The organism is Rufibacter ruber (genome assembly GCF_014138425.1).
GTDB classification, from domain to species: domain Bacteria; phylum Bacteroidota; class Bacteroidia; order Cytophagales; family Hymenobacteraceae; genus Nibribacter; species Nibribacter ruber_C.
In genome coordinates this window covers 105121-128085 of record NZ_JACJIQ010000004.1, presented here as the reverse complement: position 1 = coordinate 128085, position 22965 = coordinate 105121, and the positions used below count along the sequence as shown (strand labels likewise).

Genomic DNA, 22965 nt, shown 5'->3' with positions numbered 1-22965 from the left:
ATTCATTAGAGACTTAAACTACGCTTATGAGAATTTTAATAACCGCCCCTTACCACGAGAAAGCACAGCAAGTGTTGCAGGAAACCTTTGGCGAAGTCATCTACCGCCCCTGGAAACCGCATGGCCGCGCTTATAACGAAGAAGAACTCATTGGTCTGCTAGAGGAAACCCAAGCCGACGCGCTCATCACCGAGCATGACCATGTCACCAAGGAAGTCATCAACGCATATCCAGACTTGCAATTTATAGGCGTCTGCCGCGGCACCCCTTCTAACGTGGCCGTTGAGACCGCCACTGAAAATGATATTCCGGTGTTCCATACTCCCGCCCGCAACGCCCAGGCCGTAGCCGAAATGTTCGTGGCCAACGTGATCACCTTCATGCGGAATACCATAGCCGGCTGCGCCTGGCTGGAGGGCGAAAACTGGGAAGCCGGGGCACATACGTCTTACCTACAGTTTAAAGGCAGCGAACTGGCCGGAAAAACCATTGGCATGGTCGGCTTCGGGGCCATTGGCCAGCGCATTGCCAACATGGTGAAGTGCTTCCCCTGCACCATCCAGTTCTATGACCCTTATACTGAGTCACCGGACCCAGATTACCAGAAAGTAAGTTTGGAAGAAGTCTTCGCTTCCAGCGATATTGTGTCCGTGCATTTACCGGTTACCCCCCAAACCACAGGTATGATAGATGAAAGCCTTATTTCGCTCATGAAACCAGATGCTATCTTCGTGAATACCGCCCGGGCGATGGTGGTGAAACGGGAGGCTCTGCTAGACGCCCTGGAGAACAACCGCATCAAAGGCGCCATACTGGACGTGTTTGACCATGAGCCCCCAGATGAAGTTGACTATAAAATCATTCACCACCCGCACGTACTGGCCACCCCGCACATTGCCGGGGCCACGTTTGAGGTGGAAGACCATCATGCCTATATTATGAATGACGCGCTGGTGGCCTGGTTCATCAAGGAGGACAAGAACATTAAGCAATTGGCAAACAAAGAAATACTGGCCGTTAAAAGCTAAGCAAACATGGCTGCACAGGAAGCATTTATTATTGTAGACATTGGCACGGGAAACGTACGCGTGGCCGTGGCTGCCAAAAACGGCGAAGTGCTGAGCGTAGAGCGGGACAACATGCCCTACCAGACCGATGCGCTGTACCCCAACTCCATCTTCTTTGATCCCAACCGCTTGTGGAGCGTCATTACCAAGCTGGCTATAACCGCCCTAGAAAATGCGCCGGATGTAGAGGTAAAAGCCGTCACGGCCACCAGCCAGCGCGAGGGCATTGTCCTGATTGGCCATGACGGCGGCTCTCTCATTGGGCTGCCCAACATTGACCACCGGGGCCGTGAGTGGGACTTCATCATGCAGGATAAAAGCTACATTTATGAGCTAGCGGGTCGTTACCCAACTTCGCTGTTCTCAGCGTTGAAGCTGGTAGGTGTACGGGAGCGGCGGCCGGAGCTCTGGGAGCAGACCCGCACGTTTTTGAGCATCAGTGACTGGACGCAGTACATGCTCAGCGGCGTGGCGCGCTATGAACATTCCCAAGCCTCTGAGACGCTGCTCTATGATGTGGCCCGCAAATCCTGGTCTCCTGAGCTGTGCGCCATCTTTGACCTGGACCCTACGCTGCTTTCTCCATTGGGAGACTCGGGCACCGTGTTGGGCACTATTACCCCAGCGGCGGCGGCGGCTTTCCAGATTTCGCCGGAGGCGCAGGTCATCATCGGCGGCGCCGATACCCAATTGGCCGTAAAAGGCACGCAACCCGCACTAGACGATGTAGTCATTGTCTCCGGCACCACTACCCCCATCTTTAAGCTGGTGAATGAGTACATCACCGATGTGCGCGAGCGCTCCTGGACCAACCGGCACATTGACGAACATACTCTTGCCGTGGAAACCAACGCGGGGGTCACCGGCCTCAACTACCAGCGTCTGAAAGAGGTTTTCTATCCTAATGAAAGCTACGAGGTTATTGAACAGGAGCTGGCTCAGGTACAGGAAGCTTGCTGTGTGGCCTCTCTGGGCTCTCTGTTAGCCGATGAGAAAGGTCCCATCACCAAAGGCGGCTTCATCTTTCCGGCTCCGGTAACTCACACGTTAACCCGGGCGCACTTTGTGTGGGCCACCTTGTGGGATATTGCCTGCAGCATCAAGGAGAACTTCCACTCGCTGCATGACATCTCAGCGGTGGAACAGGAATACGTGTGGGCCTGCGGGGGCGGGTTCCAGAGCCAACTGCTGCGCCAGTTCATAGCCGATCTACTCCACAAGAAAGTCTATCTGCGCGAAAACTACCGCCAGGCCACCGTAGTAGGTGGTGCGCTCATCTGCAATGAAGCCTTAGGGGAGTCTAACTATGTACCGGCCCCGCCTCTGGTGGTAGAACCACAGGAAGACAGCCGTTACCTTGCTCTTTATGAAGAGTGGAAACGGACGCGCCAAACATTCAAACACATTTGTGAGGAGGCGGTAGTATGACCGCCCCATACTTTTTAGGCATCGACATTGGCACCCAGGGTGCCCGCGTGGTGCTGCTGAACGTGGCCGGAAGCCAACTGGGCAGCTCAGAAGAGGCCTTCCCGCTCAGCAACCAGTCCAGAGAAGAACAGTCGCCTACGGAGTGGTGGGCCGCTTGCAAGCGTTCGCTAAAAGCTTTACTAGCGGAGATAAACGGCCAAATAAACCTGGCACACATCAAAGCAGTGTCGGTGACGTCAACGTCCGGCACGGTGATTCCCTTAGATGCCCGGCACCAACCCCTGCACAATGCCCTCATGTACAGCGACGGCCGCTCTGCGGCGGAAGGGAAACTTTGCAAAAGCGTAGCCGAGGCCTATCACCCCAGCGGCTATACCGGGTTCAACGCTTCCAGCGGCTTGTCTAAAATGGTCTGGTTTTCGGGCCAATTTCCGGAAAAGGCCCCAAAAATAGCCCACTGGATACATGCCACAGACTTTATCATTGGTCAACTGAGCGGCGTTTGGGCTGTGACCGATTATACCAACGCCCTCAAATCTGGCTATGACGTGCAGGAAGGTTTCTGGCCAGCCTATATTCATGAGCAACTGCCGCTGCAAAAAGAATGGCTGCCTGCCGTGGTTCCTTCTGGTACGCCCATTGGTACGTTAGACTCGGCCCTGGCCGAAGAACTGGGTCTTTCTCCTACTCTACAGGTGGTGGCGGGCATGACCGACGGCTGCGCCTCGCAGGTGGCCTCCGGAGCCGTGAAATTGGGCGACTGGAACACCACCATCGGGACTACTTTAGTGGTAAAAGGCGTGACCCGGCAGCAAATCAAAGACCCCGAAGACCGGCTCTATAGCCACCGTCACCCCGAAGGTTACTGGATGCCGGGCGGGGCCAGCAACACCGGCGCCGACTGGGTGACCAAAGAGTTTCAAGAAGATTTAGCCGAGTTGAACGAACAAGCTGCGGCCATCATTCCTTCGGGGCATTTGGCCTACCCTTTGCGGCAGCAGGGCGAGCGGTTCCCGTTCATCGCGCCGCAGGCCCGCAGCTTTGAGCCGGAAGGTTTGTCAAGGGCAGAGCGGTTTGTGGCGAACATGGAAGGCGTGGCCTACGTGGAGAAATATGCGTTTGACCTTATTCAGCAGCTTTCCGGTGAAGAGGTGAAGGCCGTGTACACCGCCGGCGGCGCCAGCAACAGCGAGGCCTGGCTTACCATCCGGAGCAACGTGCTCAACCTGCCCATTTACAAGATGCGGCACGTGACCGGGGCCGTGGGGGCCGCCATTCTGGCCGCGTCTAAAACGCATTTCACCTCCATTGAAGAAGCCACCCAAACCTTAACCCAAATAGAAAAAGAAATCCATCCTACTCCTGCCCTGAGCCAGGCCTACGCCAAAAGTTACGCCGAATTTTTGCGCATCTTGCAGGAGAAAGGATACATCACTGATCACCAATATGCTTAACGTTTATTTACTGCGCCACGGCCAGACCGCCTGGAACGCCGACGGCAACCGGTACTGTGGCCGCACTGATTTACCGCTTACCCCCAAAGGCCTGGAGCAAGCCCAACTCGCCGCCGCCCAACTCCAGAACGTGACGTTTGATGCGGTGTACTCTTCGCCGCTGGAGCGGGCCTATAAAACGGCGCAATTGGCCAGTGGCGATCTCCCCGTGACCACAGATGAACGCCTCATTGAAGCTGATTTCGGGTTATGGGAAGGAAAACGCAAGGAAGAGTTCATCCCGGAGAACGAAGCGCTTTGGCAGGACTGGTGCCAGGACCCTATGCAGACCAAAGCAGGCGGCACCGGCGAAACGGCAGGTGAGGTCATTGCCCGAGTGGAGGATTTCTATCTATCGCTGGTGAAGAAACACCCCTCAGGGAACGTGCTCACGGTGGCCCATAATGGCGTGAACCGCTTTTACCTGGCCTACAAGCTGGGCATGCCCGTGCGCAATTACCGCAAGTTCGTGATTGACAATTCTTCGGTGACCATGTTTGAACTGGATGCCGCGGGCGAGCTTTCCCTGGTGCACCTCAACAGCAAACTGTAGCTGGCTTGCCTACGGCCGCTGGCGGCACAACCCATCCGTTACGTTTAGGGGCCGTTTTTCAAAAAATAGCCTCTAAACCCATTCTGGGGCAAGTGTCGGCTTGTGATCACGTTTCGGGGCTATTTTCAGAAAAACAGCCGCTAATCAGAAATTCGGCCACCCATAGCGCACACGTGAATGGCTGCAAATGAGAGAACAACAGAGAATTCAAAACAGCTTACCGGCTAGAATTTTCACCAGTAGCGTTTAGGGGCTGTTTTTCAGAAAACAGCCCCTAAACGCAACTCGGCAGGAATTCATCTTCTAGTCAAATCTGCCAGAGAGGTGAAGTCTTCTTGGCATCTTTCTTACCTTACCGTCTAACCCCAGACCTTTATGCGATTATTCAAGCCATCTTTTCGCCTTCAAGTTTCTGCCGTTGGGGCAGGCCTCGCGCTTCTGCTGTTGGGTAACCCCAGCCTGGCGCAGCAAAAAGAGCCTTTGCAGAATCTCCACCTCAAGAACACCAAAGAGCTGCACCAGTTTTTCAAGTACACGGGCAAAGACGTGCCCATTTTGAGCGGACACCGGGGCAGCATTGTGAAAGGTTTCCCGGAGAATTCCATTCCCTCGTTTGAGGAGACGCTGCGGCACACGCCCGCCTTCTTTGAGATTGACCCGCGCCTCACCAAAGACAGCGTGATTGTGCTCATGCATGACGCTACCCTGGACCGCACCACCACCGGCACCGGCAAAGTCTCTGATTACACCTACGCAGAACTACAGAAACTCAAACTCAAAGACGTGGAAGGCAACGTGACCGAATTCGGCATCCCCACCCTGGACGAGGTTATTAAATGGAGCAAAGGCAAAACCGTGGTGAACCTTGACAAAAAAGACGTGCCGCTGGCCATGACCGTGAAAAAGATAAAGGAGCACAACGCCGCCGCCCACGTCATGGTCACCGTGCACAACGCCAAGCAGGCCAAATACTACTATGAGCAGATAGAGGGCATCATGATGTCGGCGTTTGTGAAGACGAAGAAAGAGCTGGAGTCTTACGAGAAAGCGGGCGTGCCGTGGAGCAGCATCATGGCCTACGTGGGGCCCGAGGTAAAACCCGAAACGAAGGAAGTCATTGACCTGCTGCACGCCCGCGGCGTGATGTGCATGGTCTCGGCGGCGCCTACCTATGACAAACTCCCCGACCCCGCTGCCCGCCAAAAGGCTTACCAGGATGTGTTCAAAGCCGGGGCCGATGTGCTGGAATCTGATTTGCCCATAGAAGCGGCCGCGGCCATCCAAACCCTGCTTCCGCCCAAAAGCGTGAAAGCCAAATTCTTCAACAGAGGTCCCAAGAAAGAGAAAAGCGCCATGGTGCGGCAATAATCCCGCTCTTAAAGAATGGCCTTCCGGCCGATTTCAGTTCTGATGTTCCTCCACGCCAATTCCTGTTTTTGAGCTGTTTTCAGAAAAACGGCCCCTAAACAGGAATTGGCGTGACTACCTCGGGTCAGAAAGTTTAGGGCAAAGCATTCGCCGTGGTGACTCCACAGCCATTTGCTTACAATTATCCTTTCATATTGTTCTCACTTGCTTCAATTCTTTACTATTTTGTCCTTACTTTTAAAAAATTTAAAGTTAAGCTCTTCATCTGCCTCCTAACAGACAGGCCAACACCCTCTTGAATGAATTCCCTCATGAGAAAATTTGTAGTATTCTTCACCCTTCTCCTGCACCTGGGTTACCAGGCCACCTCCGCCCCCAAAGCCAGCAAAGACAAAGTAGACCGGCCCAAACTGGTGGTGGGCATTGTCATTGACCAAATGCGCTGGGACTACCTGTACCGCTTCAATGACCGCTACGGCAAAGACGGTTTCAAGCGCCTGCTGCGCGAAGGTTTCTCCTGTGAGAACCACTACATCAACTACCTGCCCTCGGCCACGGCCGTAGGCCACTCGTCTATTTACACCGGCTCGGTGCCCGGCATCCATGGCATTACCGGCAACAGCTGGGTTGACCAATTAACCGGCAAGACCGTGTATTGCACCGAAGACAACACCGTGCAGACCGTGGGCAGCGCCGGCGCCACTGAAGGGCAGATGTCGCCGCGCAACCTGCTGGCCTCTACCATCACCGACGAGCTGCGCATTGCCACCAACAAGCAGTCTAAGGTGGTGGGCGTTTCGCTGAAAGACCGCGCCTCTATTCTGCCCGCCGGGCACATGGCCAACGGAGCTTTTTGGTTCGATGATGAGTCGGGTAACTTTATCACCAGCACGTTCTACATGCCTACGCTGCCGGAGTGGGTGCAGAACTTTAACAAGCAGCAGCGCGCCGCCGAGTTCATGAAACAACCTTGGCAGACGCTGTACCCCATCAACACCTACAAAAACAGCGACGAAGACGCCAAAGCCTATGAGGGCCGCCTGCCCGGCGAAACCACCACTACTTTCCCGCATAACTTACCCGCGGCCTACGCCAAGAAAAAAGACGCTTTCCGGACCACGCCCCACGGCAATACCTTCATTCTGGACTTCGCTTCGGCAGCCGTGAACGGTTACAACATGGGCCAGGGTGAGGCCACCGATTTCCTGACCATCAACTGCGCCTCCACAGACTACGTGGGCCACATGTTCGGGCCAAACTCCATTGAGATTGAAGACACCTATCTGCGCCTGGATCAGGATCTGGCTAAGTTCTTCAAGTTCCTGGACAGCAAAGTAGGCAAAGGGCAGTACCTGGTGTTCCTCACCGCTGACCACGGCGTAGGCCACGCCATTGGCTACTCGCAGGAAAACAAGCTGAACGGCGGCAACTGGAACTCCAAGCCTGTGCAGGCCGAGCTGAACAAAATGCTGGCTTCCACCTTCGGGGCCGAGAATCTGGTGCGCTCCATGTCCAGCTACCAGGTGCACTTTGACTGGGACCAGATAGCCGCCAAGAAACTGGACATTGACCTCATTAAAAAAGCCGTGGTTGCCAAGCTGCAGATGGAGCCCGAGGTGATGTATGCCGTAGACATGGGCATCGCCAACGCGCATTTGGTGCCATTTACCATTAGAGAGCAGATTGCCAACAGCTACAACCCCAAACGCACCGGCAGCATCCAGATTCTCCTGAAACCCGGTTACGTGGCCACCACCTCTAAAACCGGAGCCAGCCACGGCGCCTGGAACCCCTATGACACCCACCTGCCGCTCCTGTTCATGGGCTGGAACATTAAAGCGGGCAGCACCAATATACCTACTTACATGACCGATGTGGCACCTACCCTAGCAGCCCTGCTGCACATTCAGACGCCTAACGGCACCGTGGGCAAGCCTATCACGGCGGTGGTGAAGTAAACGCCTAATACTAGAGTATTTAGACCGAGGGTGCGTTTAGGGGCTGTTTTTCAGAAAACAGCCCCTAAACGCACCCTTCTTTTTGTGGCTACTCCCCAGTTGGCTTTATCATTTTGATGTGGTCAATACCGTCCTCGTCATACACGTCACTGGACTGCACCAACCCCAGGCGTCTCTACTACCATCACCGGCTTTACCGGAAATAAAAAGCCCTTTAGTTCCTTGTAGATACAGCGTCACCAGCCATGAAGTATGTCAGGAGGAGACGGGCTTACCCTATTCTGAAAAATACAACCCAGCCTCCTACTCTAAGAGAGAACAGCCCCCACGGCAGGTCCAGAAAAATGCTGCGCGGATAAACATATTTGTAAAATACTATATTTATTACCATCTTCGGTCTCCTTCTTTCTCAATTACTAAATAGAACTTAGCCAAGTAACACCATGATAAAACGCATTAATAATATCTCAATTTTTGATCTTAGAAACATAAATCCTTATCTTTAAGCTACTATTAGTTAGCATGTTATTTAATTTTTTTAATAATCACACCATCTTCCTGGCAGCGTTTTGATTCATATTGTATTTAAGCTTTTATTCTATTTGGTGAGTAATGCACATTAAACGAACCCTTTTTTGGGTGTTTTGGGTTTTTTCGGTTGCTTTTCTCTGCATCACTTTTTTTACCGCGTTAGTTTATAGAGACCTTAAGTCAACCTACTCTCTTAGCAAAAGAGAAACCGCCTCTTTACAAGTTTTAAAAACGGTAGAGTCCCTTTACCAGAATTTACATGAAATTGAAGAGGGCAGGCTGAAGTTTGCTGCGGCCCAGCAACCAGAGCATCTGGCCCAGTTTGAGCAGGCACTTTCGCAACATCAGGAAAACCTGCAACAGCTGCAGAGAATACAGGTTCAAGACAGGGCAGAAGCGTTGTACATGCGCCGGCTCATTTCATTAAACCACCAGTACCTAGCCCTGGCTACCCGTTTCTTTCGCCCCGGCAAAAAGTCTGGGGGCGCTGTTGCCGCATATCCTCAGACTTCTACCGCCATGGACTCTATCAGGTACTATGCACAGACAATTGAGGAGAAGGAACGGGAAAGCCTGCAACTGAATGACCAGGCCAACACAGACAAAAATGAAAATACGCTCGCCATCTTCCAGGTATTTTCTGTACTCATGCTCCTCTTTTTTATTGGCAGCTTTTTGATGATCAGAAAAGCCCTGATCAGCAGAAGCAAGGCAGAGCAGAGCCTTGAGGAGCAAAAACAGATCTTCTCCAGCCTGTTCTACCAAAGCCCCATCATGCTGTCTCTGGTTGATATGGAGACCAGGCAGTTAGTAGACACCAATGAAAGCTCCCTTAGATTTTTTGGCCACACCAGAGAACAGGCCCTAGGCGGCACCGCTGCTCAGTTCAATATTTTTGTTTTCCCTGAGCAGCGGGAACAGATGATTCAGCAACTGGAGGAGAACGGGCAGGTGCGGAATTTCCTGGTGCAGGCAAGGGATAAAGACGGCAATATCCGGCACCTCTCCTTCCATCTGGACAAAGTACATCTGCACAACAAACCTTGCTTATTGTTCGCCTTTACAGATATCACAGACCTTATTCTGGCACAGGAGAAATCAAAGGAAAGCGAACTCCTGTTTTCCCAGGTCTTCTACAAGAGCCCTATTATGAAGGTGATCTCAGAGATGGTAACCGGTAATTTCTTAGAGGTGAATGATAACTACCTTCAGTTCTCTGGTTTCACCAGAGAGGAGCTAATTGGCAAGTCCAGCCTTGACCTAAATCTATGGCTCTCCCCTGAAGACCGCGCCAGCATCATTAGGGAGCTCCAAACCAAAAAAGCAATCCGGTCGCTTGAGTTACAGGTCAGGAACAAGTCAGGGGAGGTGCGTACAGTCTCTTTACACGGCGACCTGGTCCATCTGAGCGGGAAAGAATGCCTGCTCACGGCCTTTGTAGACATCACAGAATCTAAGAATGCACAAAAGTTAATCCAGCAGCTCAACAGCTCCCTTCAGCAGGACGTACAGGCACACATTAAAGAGATTGAAGACTATAAATACGCGCTGGACCAGTCTTCTATTGTGGCCGTGACTGACCAGAAAGGCACCATTACCTATGTGAATGATAATTTCTGCCAGATTTCACAGTACACCGCCCAAGAGTTGATAGGCCAGAACCACCGCCTCATCAATTCTGGCCACCACTCCAGGGAGTTTTTTACAGGACTTTGGCGAACCATTGCCTCTGGCAGCATCTGGAAAGGCGAGATAAAAAACAAGCGGAAAGACGGCACCTTCTACTGGACCGCCACCACCATTGTACCCATCCTCAACGAGCAGGGCAAGCCCAGACAGTATCTGGCCATCAGGCAGGATATCACAGACAAAAAGAAGAATGAAGAGGCCCTGCTGCTGGCCATGCAGGAATTGGAGCAAAGCACCAACCTGCTCAAAGACGCCCAGGCCCTGTCACAGCTGGGCAGCTGGGAGTATAACTTTCAAACCACAGAAGACATGTGGTCTGATGAATTTTACCGAATCCTGGGCACCACCCCCTCACAGACCAATGCCGGGCTGGAGAACTTCCTGAGTTTTATCCACCCAGAGGATCTGGAGCATGCTACCCAAGCCCTGTACTCTACCCTGCACAAAACCAAAAACTCATTTTATTGCCGTATTGTGCGTAAAAACGGAGACATCAGGTACCTCTATAACGAACTGAAGGCCACCATCACGGCCCCACATGAAGTAATCAAACTGACCGGGATCATACATGATGTTACCAAAGAGCGGGCAGCACAGCTGGAAAAAGACCAGATTACCGCAGACCTGCTGCAGCGCAATAAAGACCTGGAGCAGTTTGCCTATATTGTTTCGCATAACCTCAGGGCGCCGGTGGCCAACATCATGGGGCTTTCCAATTTGCTTACTTCCCAGAGCATAGCCCCTGCTGACACCCCGAAGGCCATGCACGGCCTGCAGACATCTGTGAACAAACTGGATAGCGTAATCAAAGACCTGAATGAGATCCTGCAGGTACGGCAGGAGGTAAATGAGAAAAAAGAGGTGGTGAACCTGCCTCAGCTGGTAGAGGATATAAAGGCCATGCTCTCTACTGTCATCTCCAAAGAAAAGGTACAAATTCTTACTGATTTCACCGCGGCAGAAGAGGTCCTTTCCCTGAGGAGCTACCTCCACAGCATCTTCTACAACCTTATTTCCAACAGCATTAAATACCGGCAGCCCCATGTGCCGCCCGTAATCCAGATAAAAAGCACCGTCTCTCAGGCACGGCTCCACCTCACGTTCACAGACAACGGACTGGGCATTGATCTGGTGGGCCAGAAAGACAAGCTGTTTGGGCTATACAAGCGGTTTCACTTTCATACAGACGGGAAAGGAATTGGCCTGTACATGGTGAAATCCCAGGTAGAGGCATTGGGTGGAAAAATACAGGCCGAAAGCGAAGTAAACCAAGGCACCACCTTCAGCATTGAGCTGGAAGTGCCCCATTCCCAGGAAAATCAGAAGCCGTTGTAGGTACGTGTTTTCTGATCTGCCCCCAGTATCCGTTCTGTTTTCGGCCTGTTTTTTCAAAAACAGGCCGAAAACAGGAAAGAAGGGTTCCTCTCCTTACCTTTAACAGGAGGATGATTTTTTCATTCCGAAGGATGATATTCCTGCACATTCCAAGGGAAGCCTCTCCTTAGAATGACGTTTAGTAAAGCAGGATGTTCCTGTTCTGTTTTCGGCCTGTTTTTGGGAAAACAGGCCGAAAACAACAGGTAGACACTTAGCCTTTGAGGAGCTTAAACTTCTAAACTAGCAGCGTTGCCGCCCTAAAAGCATTCTTATCTTGGCGAATAGCCAAAGCTCATCAATTCTGATTCATCAGGCACTATTTCTTATCAAAATGCACCTGGTACGTGATGGCTTTACCCGCCTGGTCAGTGAGTTTCAGGTTGACGTGGTAATGCCCGGCGGGTGCCGCAGAAATATCTATGCTTTTGCTGAGGGCGTAGGTGGTTTTCCCTACTGATTCAGCGTCTGACAAGGTAAAGTCCCGGGTCCAGGCCGAGGATTGCACCTGCACCGTAATGGTGGCAATTTTGTTGGGCGCGTTTACGGTACCTGTCACGTTCACCTGCGTTCCCGCCGTGCTGGGCTCCATTTTCAGACTTGTCACGGTAGGCAGCGTGGCGTCTTTGACCACGTTGAAGGTAGACAAAGATTCGGTGCGGTTTCCCAGCTCATCTGTGACAATTATGAGGAGGTCATAGCCTTTGACGGCGGCGTCTGCAGGAACCGTCAGGTGCTCATGGAAAGAGGTGTTTTTCAACCCGGCATAGTAACCTGTATAGGTTTTCACAAACGTCCAGCCGCTGCCTGAATTGGTAGGCGTAATCTGCACCTTGATGTCACGGATTTTGCCAGGGGCCTCAATGGTGGCTTCCAGGTGGAAATCCATACCGGGATGAGCGGTTTTGTTGTTGGCCGCACCTACTTCCAGTTCAGTGATGGTGGGTTTAGCGACAGGCACCACATCTTCGTCATCGTCTCCGCAGGAAACCAATAATGAAGTAAACAACAGCACAAACAAAGCTTTTGTAAATGCTGCAACAGGTTGAGAAAGTGTATTCTTTAGATTTTTCATGTCTTCTGGTGTCTTAACTTATTGTTGAGTGTAGTTTCCGTAGTAGAACAGGCCGCTGGACCTGAACACAGTCAGCTGATTGCCGTTCACGAAGCCAATCTCCGTGGTGCTGCCACTTTTGTAGCGGAACGCGCTGTTATTGAGGAGTTCCACAGCATTTGCATTGGCATCCAGGGCGGCTGCATCTACTCCAGTGCCAAAGGCCGTACCTTGCGCGTTGAACTTGTACATCAGGTTAGGGCGGTTGCTCACAGGCCCCATTTTAAACTCCTCGCCTTTGAAGGTTTTGCCCGCCAATTGATTTTCCTTGGCCAGCGGCAACAGGTTTCCCGTGGCTTTGTATTCCATGGTGAGGGCTTTGTAGTAGGCCCAGGTTACCTCGCGTTTCTCATTGAGCTTGAACTTGGCGATGCGGTAATTGTTGGGGTCAGAGATGGTGACGATCAGGGAATCTTTGGTGAGGGTATAGTCACCTGTGAGATTGTTTCCCGTGCCCATAAACACCGCTTTGTTGTTCTCCAGCAGCGAGATAAAAAAGACGCTGGTGTAGGAATTGCTTTGCGGTGTGATGGTGCCCGCCACAAAATGGTCAGTAATGACAAATGGTTTCTCAGAGGGTTTCACCTCCTCGTCCTCATCGCCGCAGGCGGTAAAAGTGAGTAAGACTACCAGTAAAAAAAGGAATTGCTTTAAATATGATGGGGTCATGATATAACTTGTCTAGTGCACAGGGGCACAATTGATTTTCAAAAATTAATAGAAACTGACTGGCTGGTACAGTCAACAATTGGGGCTAGCTAACAGCCAATGGTCTGTGGCTAGGCATGGTACAGAAGGCGAAGGAGGCCCCCTTAGATATAGTATGGAAGGAGCATCGCCCACAAAGCGAGACACAGTGTGCCACCGCCATTGCGGCTTATGGCAAATAGGAACAACGCCAAGCCAGGGCGCACCTGGCCAATCCCCATCCACTTGGAAATGGCACAGCGCACAATGGTCTAGTGTGGCAGAAAAGGCTTTGGCGGTAGGATGATGTTTTTTGGGGTGGTCCACCACCAACCCGTGCAGGGGTCCGCTCAGGCTGGCCAGCAATAAAATCCCGGCCAGCCAACCTCCTCTAAGAAAAGTCTGCTGTCTACTTTTACGCATGAAAAATCTGCCAAACTCTTCACCTTTCTTAGGGCATGCCACATTGCTATCCTCAGATGTTTAAATCCAGGGCGGGGAGCAACGGTCACCACGACCTGTTAAGCAAGAAAGGGAAGGAAACTACAGAAACACCTCTCCTGGTGGCTTTCGCAACCGGAAATGGACGCTAAATTGAAAAGGTGAAACAGCTGGCCCGAAGTTTACTTAAAGGGTCCATGCTGCTTCTGAACACAGGTATGAATCTCAACCTCTGGGCAAGAAAGGAAAGCACAGGAATTACTGCTCCCAAGGAAATGGAAACAACACAGCCTGCCTCTATTGGAGGAAGAGGAAACTTACGCTTGGGGAGGAGGTGTAAAAATGGGCAAGGAGCTGTTGCTCCAATGAATACCATAAAAAAGAGGAAGTACCGGGTCTTCCATTACCAGACTATGGAAGGTATATTCCTCCAGGTGCGTTGGTAACATGTCTGCCAAAAGTGACTTTGTCAGAGGAGCGGCTTGCCTGGGTTCTTCCCGTTCAGCGGCAGCTTTAGACAGGGAACAAAGTGCCGAGGTTTGGGTAGCGGGTTCTTCCAGGCCGTGCAAGAGGGTATGGAAAGCTGGCACAGCCACCCTGAACAACAGCAGAGCCTGCAGCGCCAAAATGCACATGTACCGGTATGATTGCTTTCTCCCCAATTTACTTTCTGTTGATGCTTTGACGCAGATGATGCGCCGCAAAAGTATAACTTGTTTTGATAAAGCACCCTGTTCAGGAGTATTAAATTTAGTCTAAAGCTCTTATTAGCTTGACAACCTGAGGCATACTCTGGGGCTTTACGGTTGTTTTTGAGCTGTTTTTCAGAAAACAAGCCAAAAACAGAATAGTAGATTAGCTCATTTCATTTATGAAACAGCTTCTGGTTGTTCATGATCATGAAGTACCAAATCTGCAGCATCCGGCACCAACCAATCGCTGGCAGAAGAGAAGCAGTAGAAAGCTGGTGAAAGCAGGAAGCCCCTAAAGCAGGAAGGCATGAAACGAAGGAGGTTATGACCCAATTTTCTAATTCACCTTGCCTATCTTAGAACGAATAAACTGCTCTACTATTGAATGCCTGGCACTAAGTGGCTTGTTACAAAGAACTAGCGGCTAAATATATTATTAGATTTATTTGCTTCTAAAAAACCAACCCGTTTATCTTTACGCATTGTTGCTGCTCATAAGAACTCTCTGTTGTGGTAAAAAGAAAGGTGTTCCGTGCCATCCCCATCATCATGCTCCTGCAGCTACTGCTGGGCATGCGGGTGTTGCTGCCTGCCTTGCACGGCCTGTACCACCAGGCCAGTGAGTTGCACCACTGCTCAGAAACACCTGACCTTTCTGCTATCTGTACTATCTCCAATTCAGTAGAAATCCAGCAGAAAAGCACCAAAGCCGTGGCGCAGGCAACGGTTTCTCCGGTGTATGACTTTATGCAACCCCAAGCGGTTTCTGTACCGGAACTCCTTACAGCTGAATCTTCGCCTGAGGTCAGCATGCTTTATCAGCAAGAAGTCCCTTTACTGGACATTGCCATTCCTACCCCACCTCCCCAAGTATAACTTTTTTCTCAAGTAGATTCTGTGAGGCAGTTCCTGCCTTGATAGGCTGCGCGCATTCTTTTCTGTCCAACAGGCGGTAAGGTTCCTATTCGTTCGCCACTTTTTTACAAGAACGGCACCGGCCAGTTTCCGCTTGCAGCACAATTTGTGATGCAAGAGAAATCTGGCGGTCCCAAAGGAAGGGTTCATAGAATGGGACCATCCCTAAGGCGTACAAAAATTCACCTGCCCTCAAAGTAAATACGGCATTCCGGCACAGAGAATAGCACATTCTCGTGCCTCTTCCATCTGCTGGTGCTGCATTTTCTGTTTTAGGGCTGTTTTCCGGAAAACAGCCCTAAAACAGAAAATGCAGCACCAGCAGATGGAACTTACTTCATTGATTTCCAGAATATTCACTTCAGCTACGCATGAGACCGATAGTCTACAAAACCATCTTCCCCCTATTGCTTTTCCATTTCCTCACACTTCCTTTTTTAACATTTGCCCAAACGTGGCAGCACCAGCGGGGCCGGGAACCAGACCAGTACAGCAAGGTTTTTGCGCTTTCGGCCCAACACCTGTTTGTCACGGGCTATCCCAAAATAGCGCTGTATTCCCTCAACTCAGGCCAAACCTGGTTACCAGCCAATGTTCCCGCAGAGGTAGATTTCACGGTTTCCCATTTCCTCAATGCCACTACCGGCTGGACCGTCAATGAAGCGGGCCAGCTGCACCAGACCCAGAACGGCGGCCAAACCTGGGCTCCGCTGCCCACGCCCGTCAAGGGTTACCCGCAGTTTGTGCGGGTGATAAGTGAGCAATCTGGTTTGGTGATGACCTATGACGAGGGGGTAGTAAAGCTGTACCACACCCAAAACCAAGGGCAAACCTGGGCGGAAGCCGATACCCCCGAAGGCCTGTGGGCCAGCGATCTGGTCATGGCGGGGCAAACGGGTTATCTGGTGGGGCTCAATTCCATCATGAAAACAGTAGACGGTGGCCGCACCTGGCAAAACCTTACCTATCCCGTTCACGCCTCTGGCAGTAACGGCTTCTACCACGTCAGCTTCATTGATGCCGTAACCGGATGGGTACTGGACCACGACAACAAGGCGCTTCTGCACACCACCAATGGCGGCCAAACCTGGACCATCACAGCCCTACCGGAAGATATTCTCCAAAACCCTAACCTGAACTTCACGCAGATGCAGTTTCAAAGTGCCACGGTAGGGTTTCTGGTAGACGCACAGCAGTACATTTACAAAACCACCAACGGCGGCCAAACCTGGGCCAAAGTGCTGGACCAGCCTGGTCAGCATCTCCAATACTTAGACGTCTCCCCCGATGGCCGAACGGTCATCGCCTTGTCCATCATGACGCCCAACACCGTGTATGTAAGCACAGACGGCGGCGATACTTGGCAGAACAAACGGCAGGCTTTTCTTTACCACAACCTCATGGGGGTAACCTTCCTGAACCAGACCCACGGTTGGGCTGTGGGTGACGCGGGCACCCTCATCCGGACCCAGAACGGCGGCGAGACATGGGAAAACATTAACCTGCCTGCCCCTCTGGACAAAGCCAATTTCAAAAAAGTTGCCTTCGCCGATGACCAGCATGGCTGGGTGGTGGCTTCAAACCCCAATGCGCTTCTGGCTACCGCAGACGGCGGCCAGAATTGGCAAACCCAAACCCTTCCCGCACACCCGCAGGGCACTGAGTACAGCCTACACCATGTCTTCTTTTTAAAGCGGGCGGCAGGCAGTACTTCTCCGCCCAAAGGCTGGGCGGTGGGGAGCGCGGGCACCATTCTTCGCTATGACGGTACCACCTGGCGCGCCCATACAGAAACGCTTGGGATAGCGGGCATGCTGTACAACGGTGTTTTCTTTTTGAATGAAACAACAGGTTGGGCCGTAGGCCGGAACGGCGTGATTGCCAAATCTATTGATGGCGGCCAGACCTGGACCCGCCAACCCAGCGGCACCCTCAGACCCTTGAACGCGGTACACTTTACAGATGCCCAACACGGCTGGGCGGTGGGTGACCATGATTACGTGCTGAAAACCATAGACGGAGGCCAGACCTGGAGGCTGCAAATCATTCCGCCTGCCTTTGTCTCGCATTTCTTTGACGTGCATTTCACCAGCCCGCACCGCGGTTGGGTAACTGGTCGCAGAGACAGCCACGGCACCATTCTCTCTACCACCGATGGCGGTCACACCTGGACTGAAACCGAGGTAGACAACCGCACGTACGCGCATTCCTTTACTGACCTGAACCACGGGTGGGCCGTGGGCCGCAACGGCGCTGTTTACCGCTTCACAGACAATGCCACGGGTGCCAATGACCAGAGTCCAGCCCCTTTCACCCTCACCTTACAACCTGAGCAGCATACCCTCCGCAACTTTGCTTCTACCATTGCCCTGCAAGACTCGGTGGTGAAAGCCAAAGAGTGGTGGGAGACTGATTACCAGTTCACCGGAATGGGAAACAGCTACATTGAGGAATTTGCGGAGCGGTTTGAGGTCTCGGGCAAGGCAGCGGTAGTAGGCGTGGTGAGCTACCACACAGGAGAGGTGAACAGCCAGTCGCCCAACGTGGCCGAGTTCAATGTGTTTGACATAGGAGCTGATGGACTGCCCAGCCGTAAACTGGGCCGAAAAGACGTGTGGTACAAAGAGGTAAAGGTGGATAAAACCTCCATGTCCACCACGTTCAATGCCCCGGTGCCCGTAGAGAATGCCTTTTACCTGTCGCTCAACTTTACAGACTACGCCCATGGCGGTTTTGAAGGAGATAACTTTGCACTGCTACATACCAGCACACCAGACCTACCAGTGACCATGAGGTAATCCGTAATGCAGTGAGGGCGCATACCCACTCGGGCCGTGTCTGGCATGATATGCGCACAGGCTTCAACTACAGTGGCTATCTGGGTATGTTCCCAGTGGTGCAGTTCTCAAACGTGACGGGTATCAAAGATCACTACGTAAGCAATGGCTCGCTCAAGCTATACGCCCCATACCCTAACCCAGCCCAAGACAAAGTGCAGGTGAAATTCGGGGTGGCGGTTACCGCCGAGGTGGAGGTGCGTCTGGTGGACATGAGCGGCAGAACCGTGCTGCAGCAATCGCTGGGCCGTAAAAACACAGGGGAGCACGCTACTGAGCTACAGCTTCCCCAGAACGCCAAAGGCCTATACATCTTACTCGTGCAAGCTGGTGACCAACGCATGGCTAGCCGCATGGTTATTCAATAAAACTTACTTATTCACCTGATTCCCCACTGATTGGCAGTGGGGAATCTTACCATTTTCAGCCCATGAAGAAAAAATATAAATGGTGGTTTCTATCAGCACTCCTCTTACTGGCTTCCACCATCACCCTTGCCCAAACCACCACCCGCACCCTCAGGAACCTTCTGCCTCAGCACCCCCAGGAGCTGCGCAAATACACTAACTCGGGCACTTGGGGCTATTGGCTCGGCCAGAACTACCGCTTTAACCAACAGTACGCCGAGAAATATTATGTGAGTGGAAACGCCAAAGTAATAGGCATCATTAGTCACCACGGCGGTAAGTATGCCCATGCTAATAACCTAGCCTCCTTCAGGGTGTACAGCGTGGGTACCAATAAACTGCCCCACGCCCGGCTGGCCAGCAAAGACGTGCGATACGCTGATTTGCGGCTGAACGGTGCTGCCATGACCACCACCTTTGACGCACCCATTGCCGTGCAAGATTCGTTCTTCGTGACCTTTGACCTGCATGATTACGCCCATGGCGGCTACGACGGTGACACCATCGGCCTCTACAGCGGCATCAACGGTAGCCGCCCCAGCGCTGATTTTGAGAACTTCGGGCGCAACGCGGTGCAGCAACATGAGCACGCTTATGAGAAATGGGTGGATTTCAGAACCCAGAACTTCACCAACATCGCCACGCATTTCGCGCTGTTTCCCATTGTGGAAATGACCGTGACGGGCATCAAAGACGAATTTGTGCAAAAAGAGCAACTCACGCTGTACCCGCCTTCTCCCAACCCCATTCAGAGCGGTCAGGACATTCAGCTCCGCTATGCCCTGGCAAGCCCATCCACGGTGAGCCTCACGCTGTTAGACCTTCAGGGCAACGCTCTTCTGGAACTGATGCCAAAACGCCAAACTGTGGGTGAGCATGTTGCCCACTTTCCCTCGGCCCAATTGGCCGCAGGTACCTACCTCTGCCTGTTGCAGTCTGATGCCATTTCAATAGCCACTAAAATCCTAGTTATCAAATGAAAAACTTCGCCTTCCTCCTCTTAAGCATTGTGCTGTTTTCCTCCTGTGGCGATGAAGCACCCGAACAAGAAAAACCCGATACGGAGAAACCAGTCATTACCCTCATCCAAAGCGCCCCCCAGTATGGCAAAGGCACCGTTTGCGGCCATACTGAGGACCGTGTTTTTTCTGTGACCACAGGCGGCAAGCTCACCTTGCACTTTAACTTCACTGATGATGTGGCGCTCTCACAGTACAAAATTGACGTGCACAACAACTTTGACTGCCACGGCCACCGCAGCGGCTTACGCCGGGGCACGCCCTGGTTTGTGGTGCGCATCAAAGAGGCCACTGGCAAAGATTACAAAGTGGTGGAAGAACTGGAGGTACCAGCAGACGCCACCCCCGGCAACTACCACCTGCTCCTTTACGCCACCGACAAAGCCGGCACTGAGGCGGTTCCTCAGGTTTACAGCGTGCATGTCTCTAACCCCACCGACACCACCCCTCCGCAGTTGACCATGACCAGCCCCACGGCAGAAACCGTAACCGTAAAGCGCGGCAGCACCGTTCCCTTCAGCGGCACCGTCACTGATGCAGTTTCGTTGAACGAGGGCCGAGTGGAAATCAGCTACTCCGACCCGGCCAACCAGCCTTTTACCGTGGACCAACAGTTTTTCCCAGCCACAGCGGGCACCCAGGCCACTTTCAGCATTCCTTTCACTTTTGCGACTTACATGCCCACGGGCGAATACAAGTTCACGGTGGAGGTGTTTGATACCAAAAACAACAAAGTCACAAAAAAACTGAAAGTAGTGGTGGAGCCCTAAACCGCTTTCAACCCGCCTTCTGTTTTCGGGCTGTTTTTAAAAAAACAGCCCGAAAACGCACACAAATTTTGATTCACCTTCTATGAATTTAATAAACCAAAAGCCTACTTGGGTGAGAAAAGCGGTCATCTTGCTGGCCTTGTTCACAGCGCTATGCGGACTGGCTTTTTTCCCGCAGAAGGCATCGGCGCAGGCGGTGCAAAGCATTAAGGGCCAGGTGCAGGACGTGCAGGGCCAGCCACTAATTGGAGCCTCAGTGCACTTGCAGGAGACGCTGCAAGGCACCCAGACCGATGTGCAGGGCAGATTTCAGTTGAACCAGGTGAGGCCAGGCCATTACTGGCTGCAGGTTTCCATGGTGGGCTATGCCACCCTCACCAAATCAGTCACCGTGGCGCAGGAACCTGTTTCGGTTTCTTTAACGTTGCAGCCCTCTAACCAGCAACTGCAGGAGGTGGTGGTGCAGAGCCATGGGGCGCAGCTGAACCAGCAGGAAAGCTCGGTGCTCACCCAAACCGCAGATGAAACCTATATCAATCAAAATGCTGGCGCCTCGCTTATGGGAACGTTGGAGAAACTGCCGGGGGTAAGCGCCATCAACATGGGCGTAGGCATTTCTAAACCCGTCATCCGGGGCCTGAGCTTCAACCGCGTATTGGTCACCGATAGCGGCATTAAGCAGGAGGGGCAGCAATGGGGTTCAGACCACGGCCTGGAGATTGACCAGTTCAATGTGGAGCAGGTGGAGATAGTGAAAGGCTCGGCCAGTTTAATGCACGGTTCTGATGCTTTGGGCGGTGTGGTGCGCATCTCGCACCCGGTGGCAGTGCAGGAAGGGCACTACACGGCCAGTGTACGCGGCATCTACCGCTCCAACAATGACACCTACGGCACCACGGTCGCCACCGCAGGGAACCACCGCGGCCTCACTTTCCGGGTAAGGGCCACCCACCTCCGCTACGCGGATTACAAAGTACCCGCTGAGACCTTTACCTACAACCGCTTCGTGCTGCCCATTTATGACGGGAGGCTCAAGAACACGGCCGGTCGGGAAAACCACTTTTCAGGTACGGTGGGCGTGAACAAGAACTGGGGCTATACACATTTGACTGTCTCCAACTACAACCAGCAGGTGGGCATTTTCAGCGGGGCCATGGGTATACCACGGGCGTATATGCTCACACCAGACGGAAGCCGCCGCAACATTGCCTTCCCTAGCCAGGACATTAACCATTTCAAAATCATCTCCAACAGCAACATTCAACTGGGCAAAAACTGGCTGGAGGCAGATTTAGGGTATCAGCGCAACCACCGTAAAGAACTTTCAGCACCGCACGTACACGGGGCTCCGTCAGAAGACAGCAACCATCTGGCTACCCAGCTGGACCTGCAGACCGCTACGGCGAATATCCGCTACTTTCCGCATTTCAGCGGAAAACTGGAACCCACTTTCGGCTTACAGGCACAGGCTCAGAAAAACCGACAGGCCGGTTTTGAGTTTTTGCTTCCTCATTTCAAAAGCCAGCAGGTTGGTTTCTTCGCCCTCTCCAAATACCGCCTGCACAAGAAATGGATCGCCAACGGCGGCCTGCGGGTGGATTATGGCCATCTTTCGGCCGAGGAGGAACAGCGGACTTTCTACTATGAGAACCGCTACCTTGCCACCATTCAGCAGAGCCCGCGCGTGAACCGGGATTTCTGGGGCTGGAGCGGGTCTTTGGGTGTGGCCTGCAACCCCACGGAGCGCTGGGGGCTCAAAGCCAACTTCGGGAAAACGTTCCGGATTCCGGCGGCCGCCGAACTCACCGCCAACGGCATGCACCACGGCACGTTTAGGTATGAACAAGGCGATGCTACGTTGAAACCCGAGCAAGGATACCAGTTGGATGTGGCCGTGAGCTATGACAATGAGCGGCTGCAGCTGTCGGTTACGCCGTTTTTCAACCTGTTCCAGAACTACATTTACCTGAGCCCGTCGGGCATTTTTCCCACGGTGAACATTGACGGGAGCCTGTACCCTGTGGCTGAGGCGGGGCAATTGTACCGCTTCCGGCAGACCCGGGCGCTGCACACGGGGGCCGAGGCCACGGCCAAATATTTTCTCTTGCAGACCTTGACTTTCGGCCTCACGGCCGAATACGTATGGGCTCAGAACCGCACCACGCAGCTTCCCCTGCCCTTCACCCCTCCCTTCGCACTGCAGGCCGATGCCGAGTACAACCTGCCCCGCCTAACCACTTACCTGCAAAATGGTTACTTCAAAGTCAACTACGGGTATTATGCGGCGCAGCACCGCGTGGAGCGCAATGAACTGGAAACAGACGCGTATTCTTTGGTGAGCCTGACTACCGGAATACGTTTGGGCCAGCAGAAGTGGGGGCAGCTGGGCTTTCAGGTGCAGAACCTGCTGAATGGGAAATACCTCAACCACCTGAGCCGCTACCGCATTCTGAACTTGCCCGAACCCGGCCGCAATTACGTGGTTTCCCTGTCCATTGACTTAGAAACGCCGTAACACTATTCATTTGATTTCCGGTCTTAGGAAACGGCCATCCTCGGGACCGTCAGCCCAACTTTTTATTACTTCCCCATTGTTCCCAACTAGTTCTTAACTGACCACCT

At 52.6% G+C, this 22965-nt stretch carries 15 protein-coding genes; 13 read left to right on the top strand and 2 right to left on the bottom strand.

Annotated features, from left to right (window positions below):
* Positions 1-26: 26 nt before the first annotated feature.
* The 7 genes from FHS90_RS06185 (at position 27) to FHS90_RS06155 (ending at position 11422) form a co-directional block, all read left to right on the top strand.
* Complete coding sequence (locus tag FHS90_RS06185; RefSeq protein ID WP_182512385.1) at positions 27-1028, top strand: 2-hydroxyacid dehydrogenase; 1002 nt, start codon at positions 27-29, stop codon at positions 1026-1028.
* Positions 1029-1034: 6 nt separating this feature from the next.
* Positions 1035-2495, top strand: a complete 1461-nt coding sequence (locus tag FHS90_RS06180; protein ID WP_182512384.1) for an FGGY-family carbohydrate kinase — start codon at positions 1035-1037, stop codon at positions 2493-2495.
* On the top strand, positions 2492-3949 hold the full coding sequence (locus FHS90_RS06175; protein WP_182512383.1) for an FGGY-family carbohydrate kinase: 1458 nt from the start codon (positions 2492-2494) through the stop codon (positions 3947-3949). Before FHS90_RS06180 ends, FHS90_RS06175 begins: the two co-directional genes overlap by 4 nt.
* Positions 3942-4541 (top strand): histidine phosphatase family protein, encoded by a 600-nt coding sequence (locus FHS90_RS06170; RefSeq protein WP_182512382.1) that lies wholly within the window; start codon positions 3942-3944, stop codon positions 4539-4541. Before FHS90_RS06175 ends, FHS90_RS06170 begins: the two co-directional genes overlap by 8 nt.
* A 375-nt stretch (positions 4542-4916) precedes the next feature.
* Positions 4917-5909, top strand: a complete 993-nt coding sequence (locus FHS90_RS06165; RefSeq protein ID WP_182512381.1) for a glycerophosphodiester phosphodiesterase family protein — start codon at positions 4917-4919, stop codon at positions 5907-5909.
* A 311-nt stretch (positions 5910-6220) separates the two neighbouring features.
* Positions 6221-7867 carry an alkaline phosphatase PafA gene (gene pafA, locus FHS90_RS06160; protein WP_182512380.1) on the top strand — a complete coding sequence of 549 codons (1647 nt, stop codon included), beginning with the start codon at positions 6221-6223 and terminating at the stop codon, positions 7865-7867.
* A 936-nt stretch (positions 7868-8803) separates the two neighbouring features.
* Positions 8804-11422 (top strand): PAS domain-containing sensor histidine kinase, encoded by a 2619-nt coding sequence (locus tag FHS90_RS06155; RefSeq protein WP_161947797.1) that lies wholly within the window; start codon positions 8804-8806, stop codon positions 11420-11422.
* A gap of 358 nt (positions 11423-11780) precedes the next feature.
* Here the strand turns inward: FHS90_RS06155 and FHS90_RS06150 are convergent, their stop codons facing one another.
* Together FHS90_RS06150 and FHS90_RS06145 are read right to left on the bottom strand one after the other, a co-directional pair.
* Positions 11781-12470: a DUF4625 domain-containing protein gene (locus FHS90_RS06150; RefSeq protein WP_182512379.1), complete on the bottom strand. Its 690-nt coding sequence runs from the start codon at positions 12468-12470 to the stop codon at positions 11781-11783.
* 84 nt (positions 12471-12554) lie between these two features.
* On the bottom strand, positions 12555-13244 hold the full coding sequence (locus tag FHS90_RS06145; RefSeq protein WP_066838731.1) for a hypothetical protein: 690 nt from the start codon (positions 13242-13244) through the stop codon (positions 12555-12557).
* Positions 13245-14905: 1661 nt separating this feature from the next.
* Between FHS90_RS06145 and FHS90_RS06140 the strand changes: the two genes are divergently transcribed.
* From FHS90_RS06140 to FHS90_RS06115, 6 genes are all read left to right on the top strand, one after another.
* Positions 14906-15271: a hypothetical protein gene (locus tag FHS90_RS06140; protein ID WP_066838737.1), complete on the top strand. Its 366-nt coding sequence runs from the start codon at positions 14906-14908 to the stop codon at positions 15269-15271.
* Between the two features lie 410 nt (positions 15272-15681).
* Positions 15682-18108, top strand: coding sequence for a WD40/YVTN/BNR-like repeat-containing protein (locus FHS90_RS06135; RefSeq protein ID WP_182512378.1), 2427 nt, complete (start codon positions 15682-15684; stop codon positions 18106-18108).
* Between the two features lie 11 nt (positions 18109-18119).
* Positions 18120-18515 (top strand): T9SS type A sorting domain-containing protein, encoded by a 396-nt coding sequence (locus FHS90_RS06130; protein ID WP_182512377.1) that lies wholly within the window; start codon positions 18120-18122, stop codon positions 18513-18515.
* 62 nt (positions 18516-18577) lie between these two features.
* Positions 18578-19534 (top strand): T9SS type A sorting domain-containing protein, encoded by a 957-nt coding sequence (locus FHS90_RS06125; RefSeq protein ID WP_066835086.1) that lies wholly within the window; start codon positions 18578-18580, stop codon positions 19532-19534.
* The gene (locus tag FHS90_RS06120; protein WP_182512376.1) at positions 19531-20343 is read left to right on the top strand and encodes a DUF4625 domain-containing protein; all 813 of its coding nucleotides are present in this window, start codon (positions 19531-19533) and stop codon (positions 20341-20343) included. The genes FHS90_RS06125 and FHS90_RS06120 overlap by 4 nt, the downstream gene beginning before the upstream one ends.
* An 82-nt stretch (positions 20344-20425) precedes the next feature.
* The gene (locus tag FHS90_RS06115) at positions 20426-22858 is read left to right on the top strand and encodes a TonB-dependent receptor (RefSeq protein WP_182512375.1); all 2433 of its coding nucleotides are present in this window, start codon (positions 20426-20428) and stop codon (positions 22856-22858) included.
* Positions 22859-22965 lie beyond the last annotated feature (107 nt).

What these genes read in the sequence shown, in the direction of transcription:
- FHS90_RS06165 (WP_182512381.1), top strand. Translation starts at nt 4,917, where the DNA reads ATGCGATTATTCAAGCCATCTTTTCGCCTTCAAGTTTCTGCCGTTGGG.
- FHS90_RS06155 (WP_161947797.1), top strand. Translation starts at nt 8,804, where the DNA reads ATGCGCCGGCTCATTTCATTAAACCACCAGTACCTAGCCCTGGCTACC.
- FHS90_RS06175 (WP_182512383.1), top strand. Translation starts at nt 2,492, where the DNA reads ATGACCGCCCCATACTTTTTAGGCATCGACATTGGCACCCAGGGTGCC.
- FHS90_RS06170 (WP_182512382.1), top strand. Translation starts at nt 3,942, where the DNA reads ATGCTTAACGTTTATTTACTGCGCCACGGCCAGACCGCCTGGAACGCC.
- FHS90_RS06145 (WP_066838731.1), bottom strand. Translation starts at nt 13,244, where the DNA reads ATGACCCCATCATATTTAAAGCAATTCCTTTTTTTACTGGTAGTCTTA.
- FHS90_RS06115 (WP_182512375.1), top strand. Translation starts at nt 20,426, where the DNA reads ATGAATTTAATAAACCAAAAGCCTACTTGGGTGAGAAAAGCGGTCATC.
- pafA (WP_182512380.1), top strand. Translation starts at nt 6,221, where the DNA reads ATGAGAAAATTTGTAGTATTCTTCACCCTTCTCCTGCACCTGGGTTAC.
- FHS90_RS06125 (WP_066835086.1), top strand. Translation starts at nt 18,578, where the DNA reads ATGAAGAAAAAATATAAATGGTGGTTTCTATCAGCACTCCTCTTACTG.
- FHS90_RS06135 (WP_182512378.1), top strand. Translation starts at nt 15,682, where the DNA reads ATGAGACCGATAGTCTACAAAACCATCTTCCCCCTATTGCTTTTCCAT.
- FHS90_RS06120 (WP_182512376.1), top strand. Translation starts at nt 19,531, where the DNA reads ATGAAAAACTTCGCCTTCCTCCTCTTAAGCATTGTGCTGTTTTCCTCC.
- FHS90_RS06180 (WP_182512384.1), top strand. Translation starts at nt 1,035, where the DNA reads ATGGCTGCACAGGAAGCATTTATTATTGTAGACATTGGCACGGGAAAC.
- FHS90_RS06185 (WP_182512385.1), top strand. Translation starts at nt 27, where the DNA reads ATGAGAATTTTAATAACCGCCCCTTACCACGAGAAAGCACAGCAAGTG.